Annotated in this window: 14 protein-coding genes; 12 read left to right on the top strand and 2 right to left on the bottom strand. The window is 37.3% G+C overall.

Translation table 11 applies throughout. The features are described 5' to 3' along the window. On the top strand, window positions 1-1,900 hold a 1,900-nt coding region (locus tag AN161_RS03925; protein WP_241774498.1), incomplete at its 5' end, for a S9 family peptidase. 126 nt (window positions 1,901-2,026) lie between these two features. Here AN161_RS03925 and AN161_RS03930 read toward each other — a convergent pair. Next, complete coding sequence (locus AN161_RS03930; RefSeq protein ID WP_053593079.1) at window positions 2,027-3,403, bottom strand: PLP-dependent aminotransferase family protein; 1,377 nt, start codon at window positions 3,401-3,403, stop codon at window positions 2,027-2,029. Between the two features lie 135 nt (window positions 3,404-3,538). On the opposite strand from AN161_RS03930, the gene AN161_RS03935 reads away from it, so the two are divergent. From AN161_RS03935 to AN161_RS03950, 5 genes are all read left to right on the top strand, one after another. Next, entirely contained in the window at window positions 3,539-4,429 is an 891-nt protein-coding gene (locus tag AN161_RS03935) for a DMT family transporter (protein ID WP_053593080.1), read from the top strand. 85 nt (window positions 4,430-4,514) lie between these two features. Next, a complete protein-coding gene (locus AN161_RS03940) occupies window positions 4,515-4,751 on the top strand; it encodes a glutaredoxin family protein (protein ID WP_053593081.1) in 237 nt (78 codons plus the stop codon). Window positions 4,752-4,769: 18 nt separating this feature from the next. Beyond that, complete coding sequence (locus AN161_RS03945) at window positions 4,770-5,378, top strand: FMN-binding negative transcriptional regulator (protein ID WP_053593082.1); 609 nt, start codon at window positions 4,770-4,772, stop codon at window positions 5,376-5,378. Between the two features lie 350 nt (window positions 5,379-5,728). Beyond that, a complete protein-coding gene (locus AN161_RS30925; RefSeq protein WP_263297453.1) occupies window positions 5,729-5,851 on the top strand; it encodes a hypothetical protein in 123 nt (40 codons plus the stop codon). Between the two features lie 473 nt (window positions 5,852-6,324). After that, entirely contained in the window at window positions 6,325-6,684 is a 360-nt protein-coding gene (locus AN161_RS03950) for a helix-turn-helix domain-containing protein (protein ID WP_053593083.1), read from the top strand. Window positions 6,685-6,769: 85 nt separating this feature from the next. On the opposite strand, the gene AN161_RS03955 is transcribed toward AN161_RS03950, so the two are convergent. Next, entirely contained in the window at window positions 6,770-7,318 is a 549-nt protein-coding gene (locus AN161_RS03955) for an NAD(P)H-dependent oxidoreductase (protein ID WP_053593084.1), read from the bottom strand. A gap of 462 nt (window positions 7,319-7,780) precedes the next feature. On the opposite strand from AN161_RS03955, the gene AN161_RS03960 reads away from it, so the two are divergent. The 6 genes from AN161_RS03960 to eno all read left to right on the top strand — a co-directional run bounded on the left by AN161_RS03960 (window position 7,781) and on the right by eno (window position 15,456). Continuing rightward, on the top strand, window positions 7,781-8,812 hold the full coding sequence (locus AN161_RS03960) for a sugar-binding domain-containing protein (protein ID WP_053593085.1): 1,032 nt from the start codon (window positions 7,781-7,783) through the stop codon (window positions 8,810-8,812). Between the two features lie 126 nt (window positions 8,813-8,938). Then, window positions 8,939-9,955: a type I glyceraldehyde-3-phosphate dehydrogenase gene (gap, locus tag AN161_RS03965; RefSeq protein ID WP_053593086.1), complete on the top strand. Its 1,017-nt coding sequence runs from the start codon at window positions 8,939-8,941 to the stop codon at window positions 9,953-9,955. Between the two features lie 702 nt (window positions 9,956-10,657). After that, window positions 10,658-11,842 carry a phosphoglycerate kinase gene (locus AN161_RS03975; protein WP_053593088.1) on the top strand — a complete coding sequence of 395 codons (1,185 nt, stop codon included), beginning with the start codon at window positions 10,658-10,660 and terminating at the stop codon, window positions 11,840-11,842. Between the two features lie 23 nt (window positions 11,843-11,865). After that, window positions 11,866-12,627 (top strand): triose-phosphate isomerase, encoded by a 762-nt coding sequence (tpiA, locus tag AN161_RS03980; RefSeq protein ID WP_053593089.1) that lies wholly within the window; start codon window positions 11,866-11,868, stop codon window positions 12,625-12,627. Next, the gene (gene gpmI / locus AN161_RS03985) at window positions 12,620-14,161 is read left to right on the top strand and encodes a 2,3-bisphosphoglycerate-independent phosphoglycerate mutase (protein WP_053593090.1); all 1,542 of its coding nucleotides are present in this window, start codon (window positions 12,620-12,622) and stop codon (window positions 14,159-14,161) included. Before tpiA ends, gpmI begins: the two co-directional genes overlap by 8 nt. A gap of 2 nt (window positions 14,162-14,163) precedes the next feature. After that, on the top strand, window positions 14,164-15,456 hold the full coding sequence (gene eno, locus AN161_RS03990) for a phosphopyruvate hydratase (protein ID WP_053593091.1): 1,293 nt from the start codon (window positions 14,164-14,166) through the stop codon (window positions 15,454-15,456). The last annotated feature ends 12 nt before the right edge of the window (window positions 15,457-15,468 follow it).

The raw sequence follows: 15,468 nt of genomic DNA on the forward strand, positions 1-15,468 counted from the left end.
TTCAAATAGTAAAACAATTACTAAAGAAGATGCAGTGAAAATTTTAAACAATGCTAAAAAAGTGAAAAATAGTGTCAGTAATGAAGGCGTGAAAGAAATTTCCGTCGAAGATTTTATGAAAAATCCTGGTAGCTTCGGCTATCAACTTTCACCAGATGGCAATTACATTACTTATGCTGCAGCATGGGAAAATCGTTCCAACGTTTTCGTGAAAAAAATGAATGACGATAGTGAGCCAGTACGTGTTTCCAATTCAACCGATCGTGATATTAGGGGATTCTTCTGGAAAGATAATAATTTACTATATGCAAAGGATAAAGGTGGAGATGAAAATTTCCACATTTATTCAACATCATTTAATGGCAATGAGGAAAAGGATTTAACACCATATCCAAATGTAACTGTTGGGTTATTAAGTGGTTTACAGGGCGTTAAAGATGAAATCCTTATTACGATGAATAAAGAAGATGCAAAAGTCTTTGATGTTTATAAGCTTAACGTCAAGACTGGTAAAACTACACATGTTGCGAAAAACCCAGGTAATATTTCAAGTTGGTTAGCAGATCATGATGGAAATGTACGTATGGCAGTTACCTCAGATGGTGTAGAAGGAACTATCCTTTACCGTGACTCAGAGAAAGACGAATTCAAGCCATTTATTGAAATGAAAGCAGGAGATGAAGTGATGCCACTTGCTTTCTCTAAAGACAATAAACATATTTTCGCAACTTCTAATAAGGGAAGAGATAAAGTAGAAGTGGTTAAATATGATTTAAAAGGTAATGAAGAAGTAATTATGTCCAATTCAGAAGTGGATGTAATAGGTGTACTATATAGTCCTGAGAAAGATAAATTATTATACGGTGCATATATAACAGATAAAGTACACTATCAATTCTTTGACAAGGACTTTGAAAAACTATTCCGTAAAATTCAAAACAAATTAGGAGTTCATGAAAGTGAATTAAGCATTAATGATTACAATAAAGAAATGACAAAATTTATTGTTAGCGTTTCTAGTGACACTGTTTACGGAAAATATTATTACTACGATTCAACAACAGATGAAATGACAGAAATGGCAACATTAAGCCCTTGGTTAAAACAAGAGGAGCTTGCAGAAATGCATCCAATTTCATATAAAAGTCGAGACGGTCTAACAATTAACGGTTATTTAACTTTACCAAAAAACAAAGAGGCTAAAAATCTGCCACTTATCGTCAATCCACACGGTGGACCATGGGCACGTGATATGTGGGGCTTTAATCCTGAGGTGCAATTACTAGCGAATCGTGGTTATGCAGTACTACAAATGAATTTCCGTTCTTCAGCTGGATACGGTAAAAAATTCCTTGAAGCTGGTAATAAGCAATGGGGTCTAAAAATTCAAGATGATATTACAGATGGCGTACAATGGGCAATCGACCAAGGCATTGCAGACCCTAAAAGCATCGGAATTTATGGTGCATCCTTTGGAGGTTATGCAACATTAGCAGGTATCACTTATACACCAGATCTATATGCAGCAGCAGTTGATTACGTAGGTGTATCGAATATCTTTACGCTATTAAATACAATTCCTCCATATTGGGAAACAATGCGTGAAATGTTATATGAACGTGTAGGGCATCCAGAGAAGGATAAGGAGCTATTAACAGCAGTTTCACCTGTCTTCCACGTGGATAAAATTAAAACACCGCTATTTGTAGCTCAAGGTGCAAATGATCCACGTGTTAATAAGGCTGAATCTGATCAAATCGTTGAAGCATTACGTGCAAGAGGCGTTGATGTGGAATACATGGTGAAGGATAATGAAGGCCACGGTTTCCTTAATGAAGAAAATAGCATTGAATTCTACAATGCAATGCTAAAATTCTTAGATAGCCATCTAAAAAAATAATATGATAGAAGACTGTGCAGGAAGTAAGTTTCTTGCACAGTCTTTTTCTAGTTAGGGGCTCTAATGAAGGGATTGATACTAAAATTTGTTTATGCCGCTTCCGAATGTACAGTCAAGACATAGCTATTATAAGAGCTGAAAACTATTTCGATATATATCATTTTTCTTACTATCAATAAATGTGATACATTGAGCAAGTTTTTCTACTCCAGTATGAATTTGATTCTCCTTAACTTGAGAAATGCTTAGTCGAATCAGGTTGTCTTTTTTATATTCTGGTAGGAACATTCTAGCGGCATCATCCACAAGGATATTTTGCTCTTTTAACAAATTGACAGTCTGTTTCGCAGTCACTTTCTCAGGAAGAAAGATAGTAAGATAGAATCCCGAAGAGGGCTTCGTATAAAGCGTATTATTTGGTAGCAACAACTCACAAGCTTCCTGAAGATGCTTCATTTTCCTAGAATACAGCTCTTTTATTTTCTTAACATGGCTACTAAACATCCCGTTTTTTAAATATATTTCTAATGCCCCTTGAGAAAGAACAGAACTATTAAAATCCGAAGTGAATTTATAACGTGAAAAATTGTTAATCATTAATCTTGGAAGAACTATAGTCGCAACCCTTAAACCAGGTAGAAAAACTTTAGAAAAACTTTTTATATAAATAACTCTGCCAGAAGGATTATACGCGAATAATGGGTCTGATTTAGTATTTGGATCCAAATCCCCTAAAAAGTCATCCTCAACTATATAGACATCGTATTTTTCCGCTAATTCAACAATTCTTTTTTTCTCTTTATTCGTATAGCTATGTCCAAGTGGATTTTGAAATCTCGGAACGATATAGAAAAACTTAATATCGTTATTGCGAAACATATATTCTAGACGATCGAAATCAATTCCTTCCATAGATAAATCAATCCCAAACGTAGTTGCTTGCTGCAAATTAGCGGACTCTATAAAGCCAAAATAAGTAGGCTGTTCAATTAAAATATTGTTTTTTCCATTCGGGAATGGCATGGAAACTAATAAATTTAGAGCCTGCTGAGAGCCAGACACAATAAATAATCTTTCCGGTTCGGTAAATACTTGTAAACTTTGCAAATACTTCACCAATTGAAGTCGTAAAGAGTAGAGACCTTGTTGATCGGTGTAAGTAAATAATTCTTCTTTATATGTATCAATGGCTTGATTGATACAGTGCTGAAAATCAATGTAGGGCATGATGTCTTTATCTGGACCAGCAGACAAAAAGTCAATAATATTATTTTTATTGTCTGGATTTTGAAATTCATTGACAACATAATAGCCGCTTTTTGGGACAGAGAAAATTAAATGCTCTTTTTCTAGCTCGTCATATGCTTTGATAACTGTGTTTTTACTGCAGGAGAATTTTTCAGACAGTTGTCGTACTGATGGAAGTTTACTACCTGCTATAAGTAAACCCTTTGCTAGCTGATCTTTAATTTCATCAATAATCTCATTATATTTGGTAGACAATATAATTCCCTCCTTATTCTGTACCAGGACAGATGACAGAAAATCTTGTTTATTTTTACGATAGCTCCTCTTAGTATTTATTATACCAGCTCAAATGGTACAGTTTGGTATAAAAAATGTTGGGAGTTGATAATAGTGCAGGACAATAAGAAGGAAAAAATGGGGTTATTATTAGGCTTAGTGGGCGTCATCTGTTTTAGCTTAACATTACCTGCAACAAGTGTAGCGGTAGAGTATTTTGGAACTACAATCGTTGGCTTAGGAAGAGGAGTAGTCGCTTCAATTTTAGTTGCTCTTGTATTGATTGTGAAAAAAGAAAAACTGCCCACTGCTCGCCAATTCAAGAGTTTAATTATTGTCTCTCTAGGCGCTGTTTTAGGATTTCCCTTACTCACCTCTTGGGCAATGACAAGTTTGCCAGTTTCTCATGGGGCTGTAGAATTAGCCCTTTTACCTCTAGCTACAGCAGGATTTGCCATGGTAAGGGGAGGTGAAATCCCTTCTGTTAAATTTTGGTTGTCAAGCATTGTAGGTGCGTTGGCAGTAATAACTTATGCTACCTACCTTGGACTGGGCCAGCTACATGTAGCAGATTTAGCCTTACTGGCAGCCGTTATCATACTCGGACTTAGTTATGCTGAAGGAGGGGTACTAGCACGAGAATTAGGAAGCTGGCAAGTAATTGCTTGGGCAATTATAATTGCTACTCCTTTTCTTATTATTCCAGTGTTACTAAACGTATCAGCCGAGATGTTGCATGCTCCTTTAAAAGCTTGGATTAGCTTTCTGTATCTTGCTATTGTGAGTCAATTTTTAGCATATGTAGCCTGGTATGGTGGAATGGCTATGGGAGGAATTTCAAGAGTAAGTCAAATTCAATATTTACAGCCATTTCTAATGATTATTTTTGCAGCTCTATTTCTCAATGAATCGATCACATTATTTACTATTGTAATAGCCATCGTTGTTGTGGCTTCCGTAATCATTGGCAAGAACACTGCTGTTGTTAAAAAAGATTCTGTATGAGTTAATGATAAGCTAAAGGAGTCATTACAGTATCTTGCTTATAGATAGCTATTTCGTTTTATAATGGTTAAAGGAGGTGCTGTAATTGAACGTGAAATTTTTTAGTCGAGCTAATTGTGGTCTATGTGTAGAGGGATTGCAGACATTAAAGCTTGTACAGGAGGATATAGATTTCGATATTGAAATCATTAATATTGAAGAAGATGAGAGCATACATGAAAAATATATGCTAATGATTCCGGTAGTAGAAAAAGATGGGGAAATGATTCAATACGGCAATTTAGATTACGCAACACTTATGGAGCATTTGTATAGCGAATAACAGAGGGGGAATCTGCTGATGTACATACCAGCGGCTTTTAAAATAAAAGATTTATCTGAAATGATAGAGGTTATTCAGGACAGCAGTTTTGCGACATTATTTTCAACTCATGAAGGAATGCCCTATGCTACACATCTTCCAGTATTGTTGAATGACGCAAAGGACTGTTTAATTGGACATTTTGCAAAAGGTAATCCTCAATGGAAGGATATTGAAAATCAAAAGGTTTTAGCAATATTTCATGGGCCGCATTGCTACATCTCTCCATCATGGTATGAAACAAATCAAGCTGTCCCAACATGGAATTATGTAGCAGTACATGTTTATGGAGAAATCGAGCTTATTGAACACGATGATGAATTAATAAAATCCTTTAACAACATGATACAAAAATATGAACATCATAACAGCACATATAGCCTAACCCAAGTTGATGAGCAGCTTGTAAGCAATCTAAACAAAGGAGTTCAAGGCTTTAGAATGAAAATCTTAAGTATGGAAGGTAAAAAGAAGTTAAGTCAGAATCATTCTAACGAAAGGCAGCAATTAGTGATTCAAAAGTTAGAAGAAATCGACCATACAAATGAACAGCAAATCGCTCGTTTAATGAAGCAAAACATTAAGTGAATTAAATCCTTCCTAAAAATTTCGCATTTCTTTCGCTATGTATGTGGCAGTGAAGAAGGAGCGGAATTTTTTAACTTCTTTCAACGGGTGTCCAAACATCCACCTGAGGCATAATTGATTGTTGCTTTACCCAAATCTTTAGCGGTAATAACCACAATTCACAAATTGTTCAATGAAAGCGTTTTGAATTTGAACAGTTTGTGAAGACCTTCACATTAGGCTTTATTTTTTTAAAAATCGGAGTAGAATAGGATTCAAGTAAGAAGTTGTTATAAAACAGTTTATCAAAAGTATCACATTTTTAGTGATTGTTATATTACAAAAACGTATAGTTGAAGGGAGATTTTACAATGTGGGTTATTACAGTATTTGAGAAAAAGGACGTTCGTATTTTTGAATATACAAATAAAAATGAAGCAACAAAAGCTTTAGGTGGATTTAAGAAAAACGCAATTTTATCTTTCACAAAATAAGCCAATTAAAGTCTCGTAGCCGTTTACAGTGGCTATGAGGCTTTTTTTATTCATGACCACCAAATCATTTCACTTTTTTGAAAATCAGGCGCACATTTTATTCGTTTTCTAACAATGGTGGGCTCGTTTCTATAAATATTGATGGAATTAGTGAAAAAAGTAGGGAGAACATCGAATTTGGGACAGTCTCCTCTCTTGGTGTGGTTTCGATTTTTAAAAAAATAGTCGGTTTTACGTTATTCTATTTGAAGTCGTTCGAATTAGGGGTACCATCACACATTCATCAACTTAAGCATTTAGACTATTTTTGAAGTTAAAGCACGTTCCTATTCTTTTATGCGGTTACCTGGTGTTCTTAGGAATCTCCCACTTCAAAGCGAAAGTGGGAGTAGTTCAATATAATAATGTATAATTATCTATTGTATAGTATGTATTTTTTATATCATATACTTGCCAAAAGGAGAGTGTGATTTATGCGTGAAACCTGTGTTCCGACCGGCGTGGAATTAAAAGACACTAGCTTTGGATATACGTTGTCTGTAATTGGTGGTAAATATAAAATGATTATTATGTATTGGCTGTCTGAAAATGAGGTTATGAGGTTTAATGAGTTGAAGCGATGTATCGGTACCATTCCCTTCAAAACGCTAAGCATCATGTTAAAAGATTTGGAGACAGATGGCCTTATCATACGCAAGGAATTTCCCCAAATACCTCCAAAAGTTGAATATTCATTATCTGAACGGGGTCTTTCGATTATTCCCGTGTTAAATATGATGTGCGAGTGGGGGGAGAAAAACCGTTTGTCGGCTCTGGAGGCTTTACAGAGGTAGGCGCAGAGCTATGTTGTTTCAATCAAAAGAAGTATCTCCTAAACAATGGGATACTTCTTTTATCTTATTAAAAAAACGCAATCTTTTACAGGTTGTCAACAAAATTCAAATAATCTTGTGAGCTTTTTTCCAATTCTCCTGTAAATTGTTCATTTTCTGTACCAGGTGCTTCTTCTGTACCATAAAACGCAAAGAACGAACGATAATTTGCATTGCAGTATAGGAAGGTAGTTTCAAAAGGAGATAATAAATGCTCGAGTGTATAGCGATATCTTCCCTCTTCACTATAATCTTTTTGACTAATTCCTGCAGATACAGCTAAAGCAGCTTTTCGATTCATTAATTTATTCCCTCCATTTGAACCATAAGCCCAACCGTAAGCAAATACATCGTCAAGCCATTTTTTAAGGAGAGGCGGACAATTAAACCAATATATAGGGAACTGAAGAACAAGATTCCCATGAGATTCAACCAATTTTTGTTCTTGGTCTACATCAATGTTTCCATCGGGGTACACCTTATGCAATTCGTGTACAGTATACTTTTCTGGATATTTTTTAAGTTCTGTTACCCATCGCTTATTTATGATAGAAGTATCTATGCTAGGGTGAGTTACGATAACTAGAGTTTTCAAAGTTTAGTCCTCCTAAGAATTACTTATTTCATCTAGAGTATAAAGAACAAACCATAAATATATAAGTATGCACATTTAGTACACGTACTTTCATTAAGGTAAGTGTCCTCCACATAATTGTCGAGCAAGTAGAAAATGATCAATTAAAAACAAATCCTAAATCTATCGAATAAGAATTCATTTTTTTAATCTTTTTTCAAAATAGGTGGAGTTTTGTAGCGTACTTTTGATCGAACTTTATTTTAAAGCTACATTAGCAGATTCAGTGAAAATTTCTTCCTATGAAACCCAACACATACTAGATTAAGCCACTATGCTGTAAATAATAATTCTTTATGCCAAAACATAGCATTTACTTGCTCTTTATTTTAAAGAGTATTATAATGAAATTGTAAGTGGGACATAATTTTATATAGTGGGACAGAATATAACCCGCTGCTATTAAAAAGGGAGTAGATAAATATGTTATCTGTACCTGAGGCACAGCAAAGGCTACTTCCAGAAATGTATCCGCTTCTTCAATCGAGATATCGCATTTTGCAAACAGTTCAGCTAATGCAGCCGATTGGGCGTCGAACACTTGCAGATTCACTTAAAATGACTGAACGAGAAATTCGTAAAGAAACAGATATTTTACGTGAGCAAGGGTTATTAGATTCTCAAAAGTCAGGTATGGTATGTACAGACGAAGGTGAAGTAGTTATTGATAAGCTACGAGCATTAGTCTATGAATGGTCTGGTCTTAAACAGCTAGCTAAATCATTGGAAAACCATTTTGGCTTACAGCACGTAATTGTTGTTCCAGGTGATTACAATGAAAACGATACGATATTAACATTGCTTGGAAAAGAGGCAGCACAACAATTTATGTCAACAAGCTTTGACGGTCAAATTGTAGCTGTTACTGGTGGCAAGTCGGTTGCATCACTCGCACAATTTTTACATCCAGCTGATACTCACAACATCACGTTTGTTGCTGCGCGTGGAGGTATTGGACATGAAATGCAAATGCAAGCCAATACACTTGTCTCAACATTTGCCATGCAGATGGATGCACAGTATCGCACCTTGTTTTTACCGGAGCATTTAAGTGAGCAGGCTTATCAAGCAATGTTAACAGAGCCAATGGTAACTGAAATGATGAATTATTATGATCATGCAGATTGTGTTATTCATGGTATTGGCTCAGCAGAAGAAATGGCTGTTCGTCGTAATTCATCGCCTGAGGATTTACGGATACTCGAAGAAAAGGGTGCAGTGAGTGAAGCATTTGGCTATTATTTCAATGCAGAAGGTGAAATTGTACATCGAATTCGAACAATCGGTATTCAGTTTGAGCAAGTGCAAAGAAGTAAGCATGTCATTGCAGTTGCTGCTGGTGAACAAAAGGTGAAGGCAATGCTATCGTACTTTAAGGTAGCACCAAAGCAAACTATTTTTATAACGGATGAGGCAGCCGCAAAAGCTATCGCTGAAGGTTTACCTTCTTTATAAATTACTATGGAACTCAAATTTCAGTGGGGGCTATAACACTCTCTGAATGAGAATAAAGCTAATTGCGGATATTATAAATGTCCGAGGCAAAAATAAATTATTTAAACAATATTGGAGGAATTGACAATGGCATTAAAATTAGCGATTAATGGATTTGGACGTATTGGACGATTAGTATTTCGTGAAGCGATGAAGCACGATGAAATCGAAGTGGTTGCAGTAAATGACCTAACAGATGCAGGTCAACTTGCACACTTATTAACTTATGATTCAGTACACGGTATCTACGATGCTGATGTTTATGCGGACGGTGATTCTTTCGTAGTAAATGGAAAAAAAATCAACGTTTATGCAGAAAAAGATCCTGCTAATTTACCTTGGGGTGACCTAGGTGTTGATGTAGTACTTGAATGTACAGGTAGATTCCGCTCGATGGAAGAAGTAGGGAAACATGTTCAAGCAGGTGCTAAAAAAGCGATCCTTTCGGCTCCAGCGAAGGGCGAAATGCCAACGTTTGTAATGGGTGTTAACCATGAGGATTATAACCCTAAAACAGATGATGTTATTTCAAATGCTTCTTGTACAACGAACTGTCTAGCGCCAGTTGCAAAAATACTTGATGAAAAATTTGGTATTGAACGTGGTATGATGACGACAATTCACTCATATACAAACGATCAACGTATCCTTGACTTCCCGCACTCTGATCCACGTCGCGCACGTGCTGGTGCAGTGTCAATGATTCCAACAACAACAGGAGCAGCAGTAGCAGTTTCCAAAGTATTACCTCAATTAAAAGGTAAATTAGATGGTTTCTCTATGCGTGTACCGACACCAAACGTTTCATGTGTTGACTTAGTAGTGGAGCTAAAAGCAGAAGTAACTAAAGAATCCATTAATGCTGCATTAAAAGAGGCTTCAGAAAATGAGCTTAAAGGTATTTTAGGATACAATGAACTACCATTAGTTTCAATTGACTACAATGGCAACCATAACTCTTCAACTGTAGATGGTCTTTCTACAATGGTATTAGAAAATAGTATGGTAAAGGTTCTAGCATGGTATGATAACGAAATTGGTTACTCTACTCGTTTAATGGACTTAGCTTTATATATCGCAAAAAAAGGATTAAACACTAAATAAGTGTCATATTTCGAAAAATGAAGTAAAAAGTGTGACATAATACTGCTTTTTACGCACAAAAAGTATAGCCTTTATAATATCTAAAAGATATAATATACAAGGGTAATGGGAGTAAGGGAAATAATTACCTTTACTCCTTTTTTATACGTAATATAAGACGAATACGTGCTGAATACATGCAAAAAGCGAAGTCCATTATGACTGGTTATGCAATTGCAAGACATAGAACGTGACTTTTGCTACTATATAAGCAAGTAAAAGGGTACTTCTCCATAGCGTGGGTTGATTTCCGTTCCGACTGGGCGCTTTCCTGGGGGCGTCCGATGAGCCGCTTCGCTTGCGCTGCAGGGTCTCGGGCCAACACGATGTTGGTCACGAAGGCGTTATCACAGGATGTGATGATTTTAGCCTTCGTTCCTCTATTGCTGATCCCCAAGGAGTCGCCCAGTCTCCACTCCAATCAACCTGTATACATGGCACACGTTTTAACAAATGCTATTTCTAACTTTTGGTGATAAGCCTAAAAGAGTACTTCATTAAAAGTTTGGATGATATTAGCTGAAAAGACTTGTTAAACAGAATAACGCTATGTGATGAATGGACCAACTATTTTTATCTAATACAGTTAAGTGAATGATGTGAGGAGCCAAGATGGGTGAATCCGGGGAATTCACGACTAAAAACTTTGAAGGGGGTTTCTTCATGTTAAATAAGAAGACGATGAAAGATATTGATGTAAAAGGCAAGCGCGTATTTGTGCGTGTTGATTTTAATGTACCGATGGCAGATGGTGCGATTACTGACGAAACACGTATTCGAGCAGCAATCCCTACAATTGAATATTTGGTTGAACAAGGTGCCAAAGTAATTTTAGCCTCTCACTTAGGACGTCCGAAGGGTGAAGTAAAAGAGGATATGCGCTTAACTGCAGTAGGTATTCGTCTAGCAGAATTAACGGGTAAGCCTGTTACTAAATTAGATGAGTCGATTGGTCAAGAAGTAGAAGAAGCTGTTGCAAACATGCAAAATGGCGACATGATTCTACTTGAAAATGTGCGCTTCCACGCTGGTGAGGAGAAAAATGATCCAGCATTAGCAGAGCAATTTGCAAAATTGTCGGACGTTTATGTCAATGATGCTTTCGGTGCAGCTCATCGTGCACACGCGTCAACAGAAGGAATTGCCAAGCATGTACCAGCTGTCTCTGGTTTCCTTATGCAAAAGGAATTAGATGTGCTAGGTAAAGCTTTATCTAACCCAGAGCATCCATTTACAGCCATTATCGGTGGTGCCAAAGTAAAAGACAAAATTGGTGTTATTGAAAGCTTATTAGAAAAAGTAGATCACCTCATTATCGGTGGTGGTTTATCATTCACATTCATTAAAGCGCAAGGCTACGATATCGGTAATTCTTTATTAGAAGAAGATAAAGTCGACCTAGCAAAATCCTTTATTGAAAAAGCGAAAGAAAAAGGCGTGCAATTACATATGCCAATAGATGCAGTTGTCGCAAACGAATTTTCAAAAGATGCAGAAACAAAAATTGTAGATGTAGACGCTATTCCGGCTGATTGGATGGGCTTAGATATCGGTCCAAAAACGGCTGCTAATTATGCAGAGGTGATTAAAAATTCTAAATTAATTATTTGGAATGGACCAATGGGTGTCTTTGAAATGGATAAATTTGCGAATGGTACAAAAACTGTAGCTGAAGCTATGGCAACAACAACTGGTTATACAGTGATCGGCGGTGGGGATTCTGCAGCAGCAGTAGAAAAATTCGAAGTTGCCGATAAAATGGACCACATTTCTACAGGTGGTGGCGCATCACTTGAATTAATGGAAGGAAAAGAGCTTCCTGGAATTGTGGCATTAAACGATAAATAAATAAACTATAGGAGGCAAAAACAATGCGTAAACCAATAATTGCAGGTAACTGGAAGATGTATAAAACATTTGAAGAGGCGATCCAGTTTGTCGATGCAGTACAGGACAAACTTCCTTCAAATGATAAAGTAGACGCTGTTGTTTGTGCACCAGCACTTTACCTACCTACGCTTGTGCAAGTTGCTAGTGAATCTGATTTAGCCATTGGTGCACAAACGATGCATTATGAAAACGAAGGTGCATTCACTGGAGAAATTAGTCCAGCCCAGTTAGCAAGTGTGGAAGTGGACTATGTTATTTTAGGACACTCTGAACGACGTGAATATTATAATGAAACAGATGAAGCGATCAATAAAAAGGTTGCTGCAGCACTTGCACATAATATCGTACCAATTATTTGCTGTGGAGAAACGCTTGAGGAACGTGAAGCGGGGACTACTGAGCAAAAGGTTGCTCATCAAATTACAGCAGCACTTGCTGGATTTGGAGCACAAGAAGTGGAGCATATGGTGATCGCCTATGAACCTATTTGGGCAATCGGTACAGGTAAAACAGCTACAGCAGAAGATGCTAACCAGGTATGTGGAGCAATTCGTGCAGTAGTGAAGGAATTATATAATGTTGAAACGGCCGAAGCTGTACGTATTCAATATGGCGGTAGCGTAAAACCTGAAAACATTCAGGAATTATTATCAAAAGAGCATATCGATGGCGCTTTAGTCGGTGGTGCAAGTTTACAACCAGAATCCTATTTAACATTATTGGAGGCGGCAGCAAATGCCTAAAAAGCCAGTAGCATTAATTATTCTAGATGGCTTTGCATTTCGCGACGAAACTTTCGGAAATGCAGTAGCCCAAGCAAACAAACCTAATTTCGATCGTTTATGGAATGAGTTCCCGCATTCAACATTAACGGCAGCAGGTGAAGCGGTGGGGTTACCTGAAGGTCAAATGGGGAACTCTGAAGTTGGACACCTAAATATAGGTGCTGGACGTATTGTCTACCAAAGCTTAACACGCTTAAATAAATCTATTCGTGAAGGAGATTTCTTTACGAATAAAGCATTTTTGGATGCAATCGCACATGTTAAAGCTCATCAATCTAAGCTTCATATTATGGGCTTACTTTCAGACGGTGGCGTACACAGCCATTATGAGCATATGTTTGCCCTATTAAAGCTTGCCAAACAACAAGGCTTAGACAAAGTCTTTGTACATGGTTTCTTAGATGGTCGTGATGTTGGACCGTCAACAGCTTTAAACTATATTGAAGAAACTGAAAAACAAATGAAGGACATTGGCGTAGGTCAATTCGCTTCTATTCATGGTCGTTATTATGCAATGGATCGTGATAAACGCTGGGATCGTGTAGCTCTTACTTACAATGTACTAGTTGATGGTGCTGGTCAAACAGCTGACAGCGCAGCAAGTGGCGTAGCCGAATCATATGAGCGTGATGTAACAGATGAGTTTGTTATTCCATTTAGCGTTCAAGAGCAAGGAGAAGCAGTGGCTACAATTGACGATAATGACGCTGTTATTTTCTTCAACTTCCGCCCTGACCGTGCAATTCAACTATCGAAAGTGTTTACAAATAATGAATTTGATGGCTTTGCTTTATCAGATAAACAGCCAAAGAATTTAAAATTTGTATCATTTACACACTACAGTGATGAAGTACATGCGCAAGTTGCGTACGCAAACGATAACTTGAAAAATACGATTGGTGAAGTGTTAGCTTCTAATGGCAAAACACAGCTTCGTATTGCAGAAACAGAAAAGTATCCGCATGTTACATTCTTTATGAGTGGTGGTCGTGAGGCGAAATTTGAAGGGGAAGAGCGTATTTTAATTGCATCTCCAAAGGTTGCAACATACGATTTACAACCTGAAATGAGTGCTTATGAAGTAACAGAAGCATTGCTTGCAGAGATTGCGGCCGATAAATTTGATGGTATCATTTTGAATTTCGCTAACCCTGATATGGTTGGGCATAGCGGAATGTTAGAGCCAACAATTAAGGCCATTGAAACAGTCGATGAATGTCTTGGTAAAGTAGTAGATGCACTCCTTGCAAAAGGTGGCGCAGCTATTATTACAGCTGACCATGGTAACTCTGATGAAGTTCTTACTTTAAAAGGGGACCCAATGACAGCTCATACAACAAATCCTGTTCCAGTAATTGTGACAAAATCAAATTTAATGTTAAGAAATGGTGGCATTTTAGCCGATTTGGCGCCAACCATGTTAGAATTATTAGAGGTGTCACAACCTTCTGAAATGACAGGTCAATCATTAATGGAAAAAGAGGAGAATTAATTATGCCATTTATTACACAAATCTATGCGCGCGAAGTTTTAGACTCACGTGGGAACCCAACGGTAGAAGTTGAAGTATTTACAGAATCAGGCGCTTTTGGACGCTCAATCGTACCATCAGGTGCATCTACAGGTGAATATGAAGCAGTAGAATTACGCGATGGTGACAAATCTCGTTACCTAGGCAAAGGTGTATTAAAAGCAGTTGAAAATGTAAACACAATTATTGCTCAAGAGCTAGAAGGTAACTATTCTGTTCTTGACCAAGTAGTGATCGACAAAGCTTTAATCGAGCTAGATGGCACAGAAAACAAAGGTAAACTAGGTGCCAATGCCATTCTAGGTGTATCGATGGCAGTTGCACATGCTGCGGCAGATTATTTAGATGTACCTCTTTATCAATATCTTGGTGGATTTAACGCAAAACAACTACCAGTACCAATGATGAACATCATAAATGGTGGCGCTCACGCTGACAACAACGTAGACATTCAAGAATTCATGGTAATGCCTGTAGGAGCAGAATCATTCCGTCATGCATTACGTATGGGTGCTGAAATTTTCCACAACTTAAAAGCAGTACTTAAAGCGAAAGGCTATAATACAGCTGTTGGTGATGAAGGTGGTTTCGCACCAAACCTTGGTTCTAATGAGGAAGCAATTACTGTAATTTTAGAAGCAATCGAAAAAGCTGGCTATAAACCAGGTGAAGAAGTGAAGCTGGCAATGGATGTAGCTTCATCTGAATTATTCAATAAAGAAGATGGCAAATATCACTTAGACGGTGAAGGTGTTGTCAAAACTTCTGAAGAGATGGTTGACTGGTACGAAGAGTTAACTGCTAAATATCCAATCATCTCAATTGAAGACGGCTTAGACGAAAACGACTGGGCAGGACACAAATTATTAACAGATCGCATTGGCGCTCGCGTACAATTAGTAGGTGACGATCTATTCGTAACAAATACGAAAAAATTAGCAGCTGGTATTGAGCAAGGTGTTGGTAATGCAATCCTTATCAAAGTAAACCAAATCGGTACGTTAACAGAAACATTTGAAGCAATCGAAATGGCAAAACGCGCTGGTTACACAGCTGTTATCTCACACCGTTCTGGTGAATCAGAAGATGCAACAATTGCTGATATCGCAGTTGCAACAAATGCTGGCCAAATTAAAACAGGTGCGCCATCTCGTACAGATCGCGTAGCTAAATACAACCAACTTCTTCGCATTGAAGATCAACTTGGTTTAACAGCTGAGTATCTTGGTTTAAATTCATTCTATAATTTAAAATAATTTTAGCTGCTA

It is taken from the genome of Lysinibacillus sp. FJAT-14222, from assembly GCF_001278875.1.
Taxonomy (GTDB): domain Bacteria; phylum Bacillota; class Bacilli; order Bacillales_A; family Planococcaceae; genus Lysinibacillus; species Lysinibacillus agricola.

Excerpts from the sequence above, each read along its gene's own strand:
- gpmI (WP_053593090.1), top strand. The coding sequence starts at position 12,620 with ATGCCTAAAAAGCCAGTAGCATTAATTATTCTAGATGGCTTTGCATTT.
- AN161_RS03950 (WP_053593083.1), top strand. The coding sequence starts at position 6,325 with ATGCGTGAAACCTGTGTTCCGACCGGCGTGGAATTAAAAGACACTAGC.
- AN161_RS03945 (WP_053593082.1), top strand. The coding sequence starts at position 4,770 with ATGTACATACCAGCGGCTTTTAAAATAAAAGATTTATCTGAAATGATA.
- gap (WP_053593086.1), top strand. The coding sequence starts at position 8,939 with ATGGCATTAAAATTAGCGATTAATGGATTTGGACGTATTGGACGATTA.
- AN161_RS03960 (WP_053593085.1), top strand. The coding sequence starts at position 7,781 with ATGTTATCTGTACCTGAGGCACAGCAAAGGCTACTTCCAGAAATGTAT.
- eno (WP_053593091.1), top strand. The coding sequence starts at position 14,164 with ATGCCATTTATTACACAAATCTATGCGCGCGAAGTTTTAGACTCACGT.
- AN161_RS30925 (WP_263297453.1), top strand. The coding sequence starts at position 5,729 with ATGTGGGTTATTACAGTATTTGAGAAAAAGGACGTTCGTATTTTTGAA.
- tpiA (WP_053593089.1), top strand. The coding sequence starts at position 11,866 with ATGCGTAAACCAATAATTGCAGGTAACTGGAAGATGTATAAAACATTT.
- AN161_RS03975 (WP_053593088.1), top strand. The coding sequence starts at position 10,658 with ATGTTAAATAAGAAGACGATGAAAGATATTGATGTAAAAGGCAAGCGC.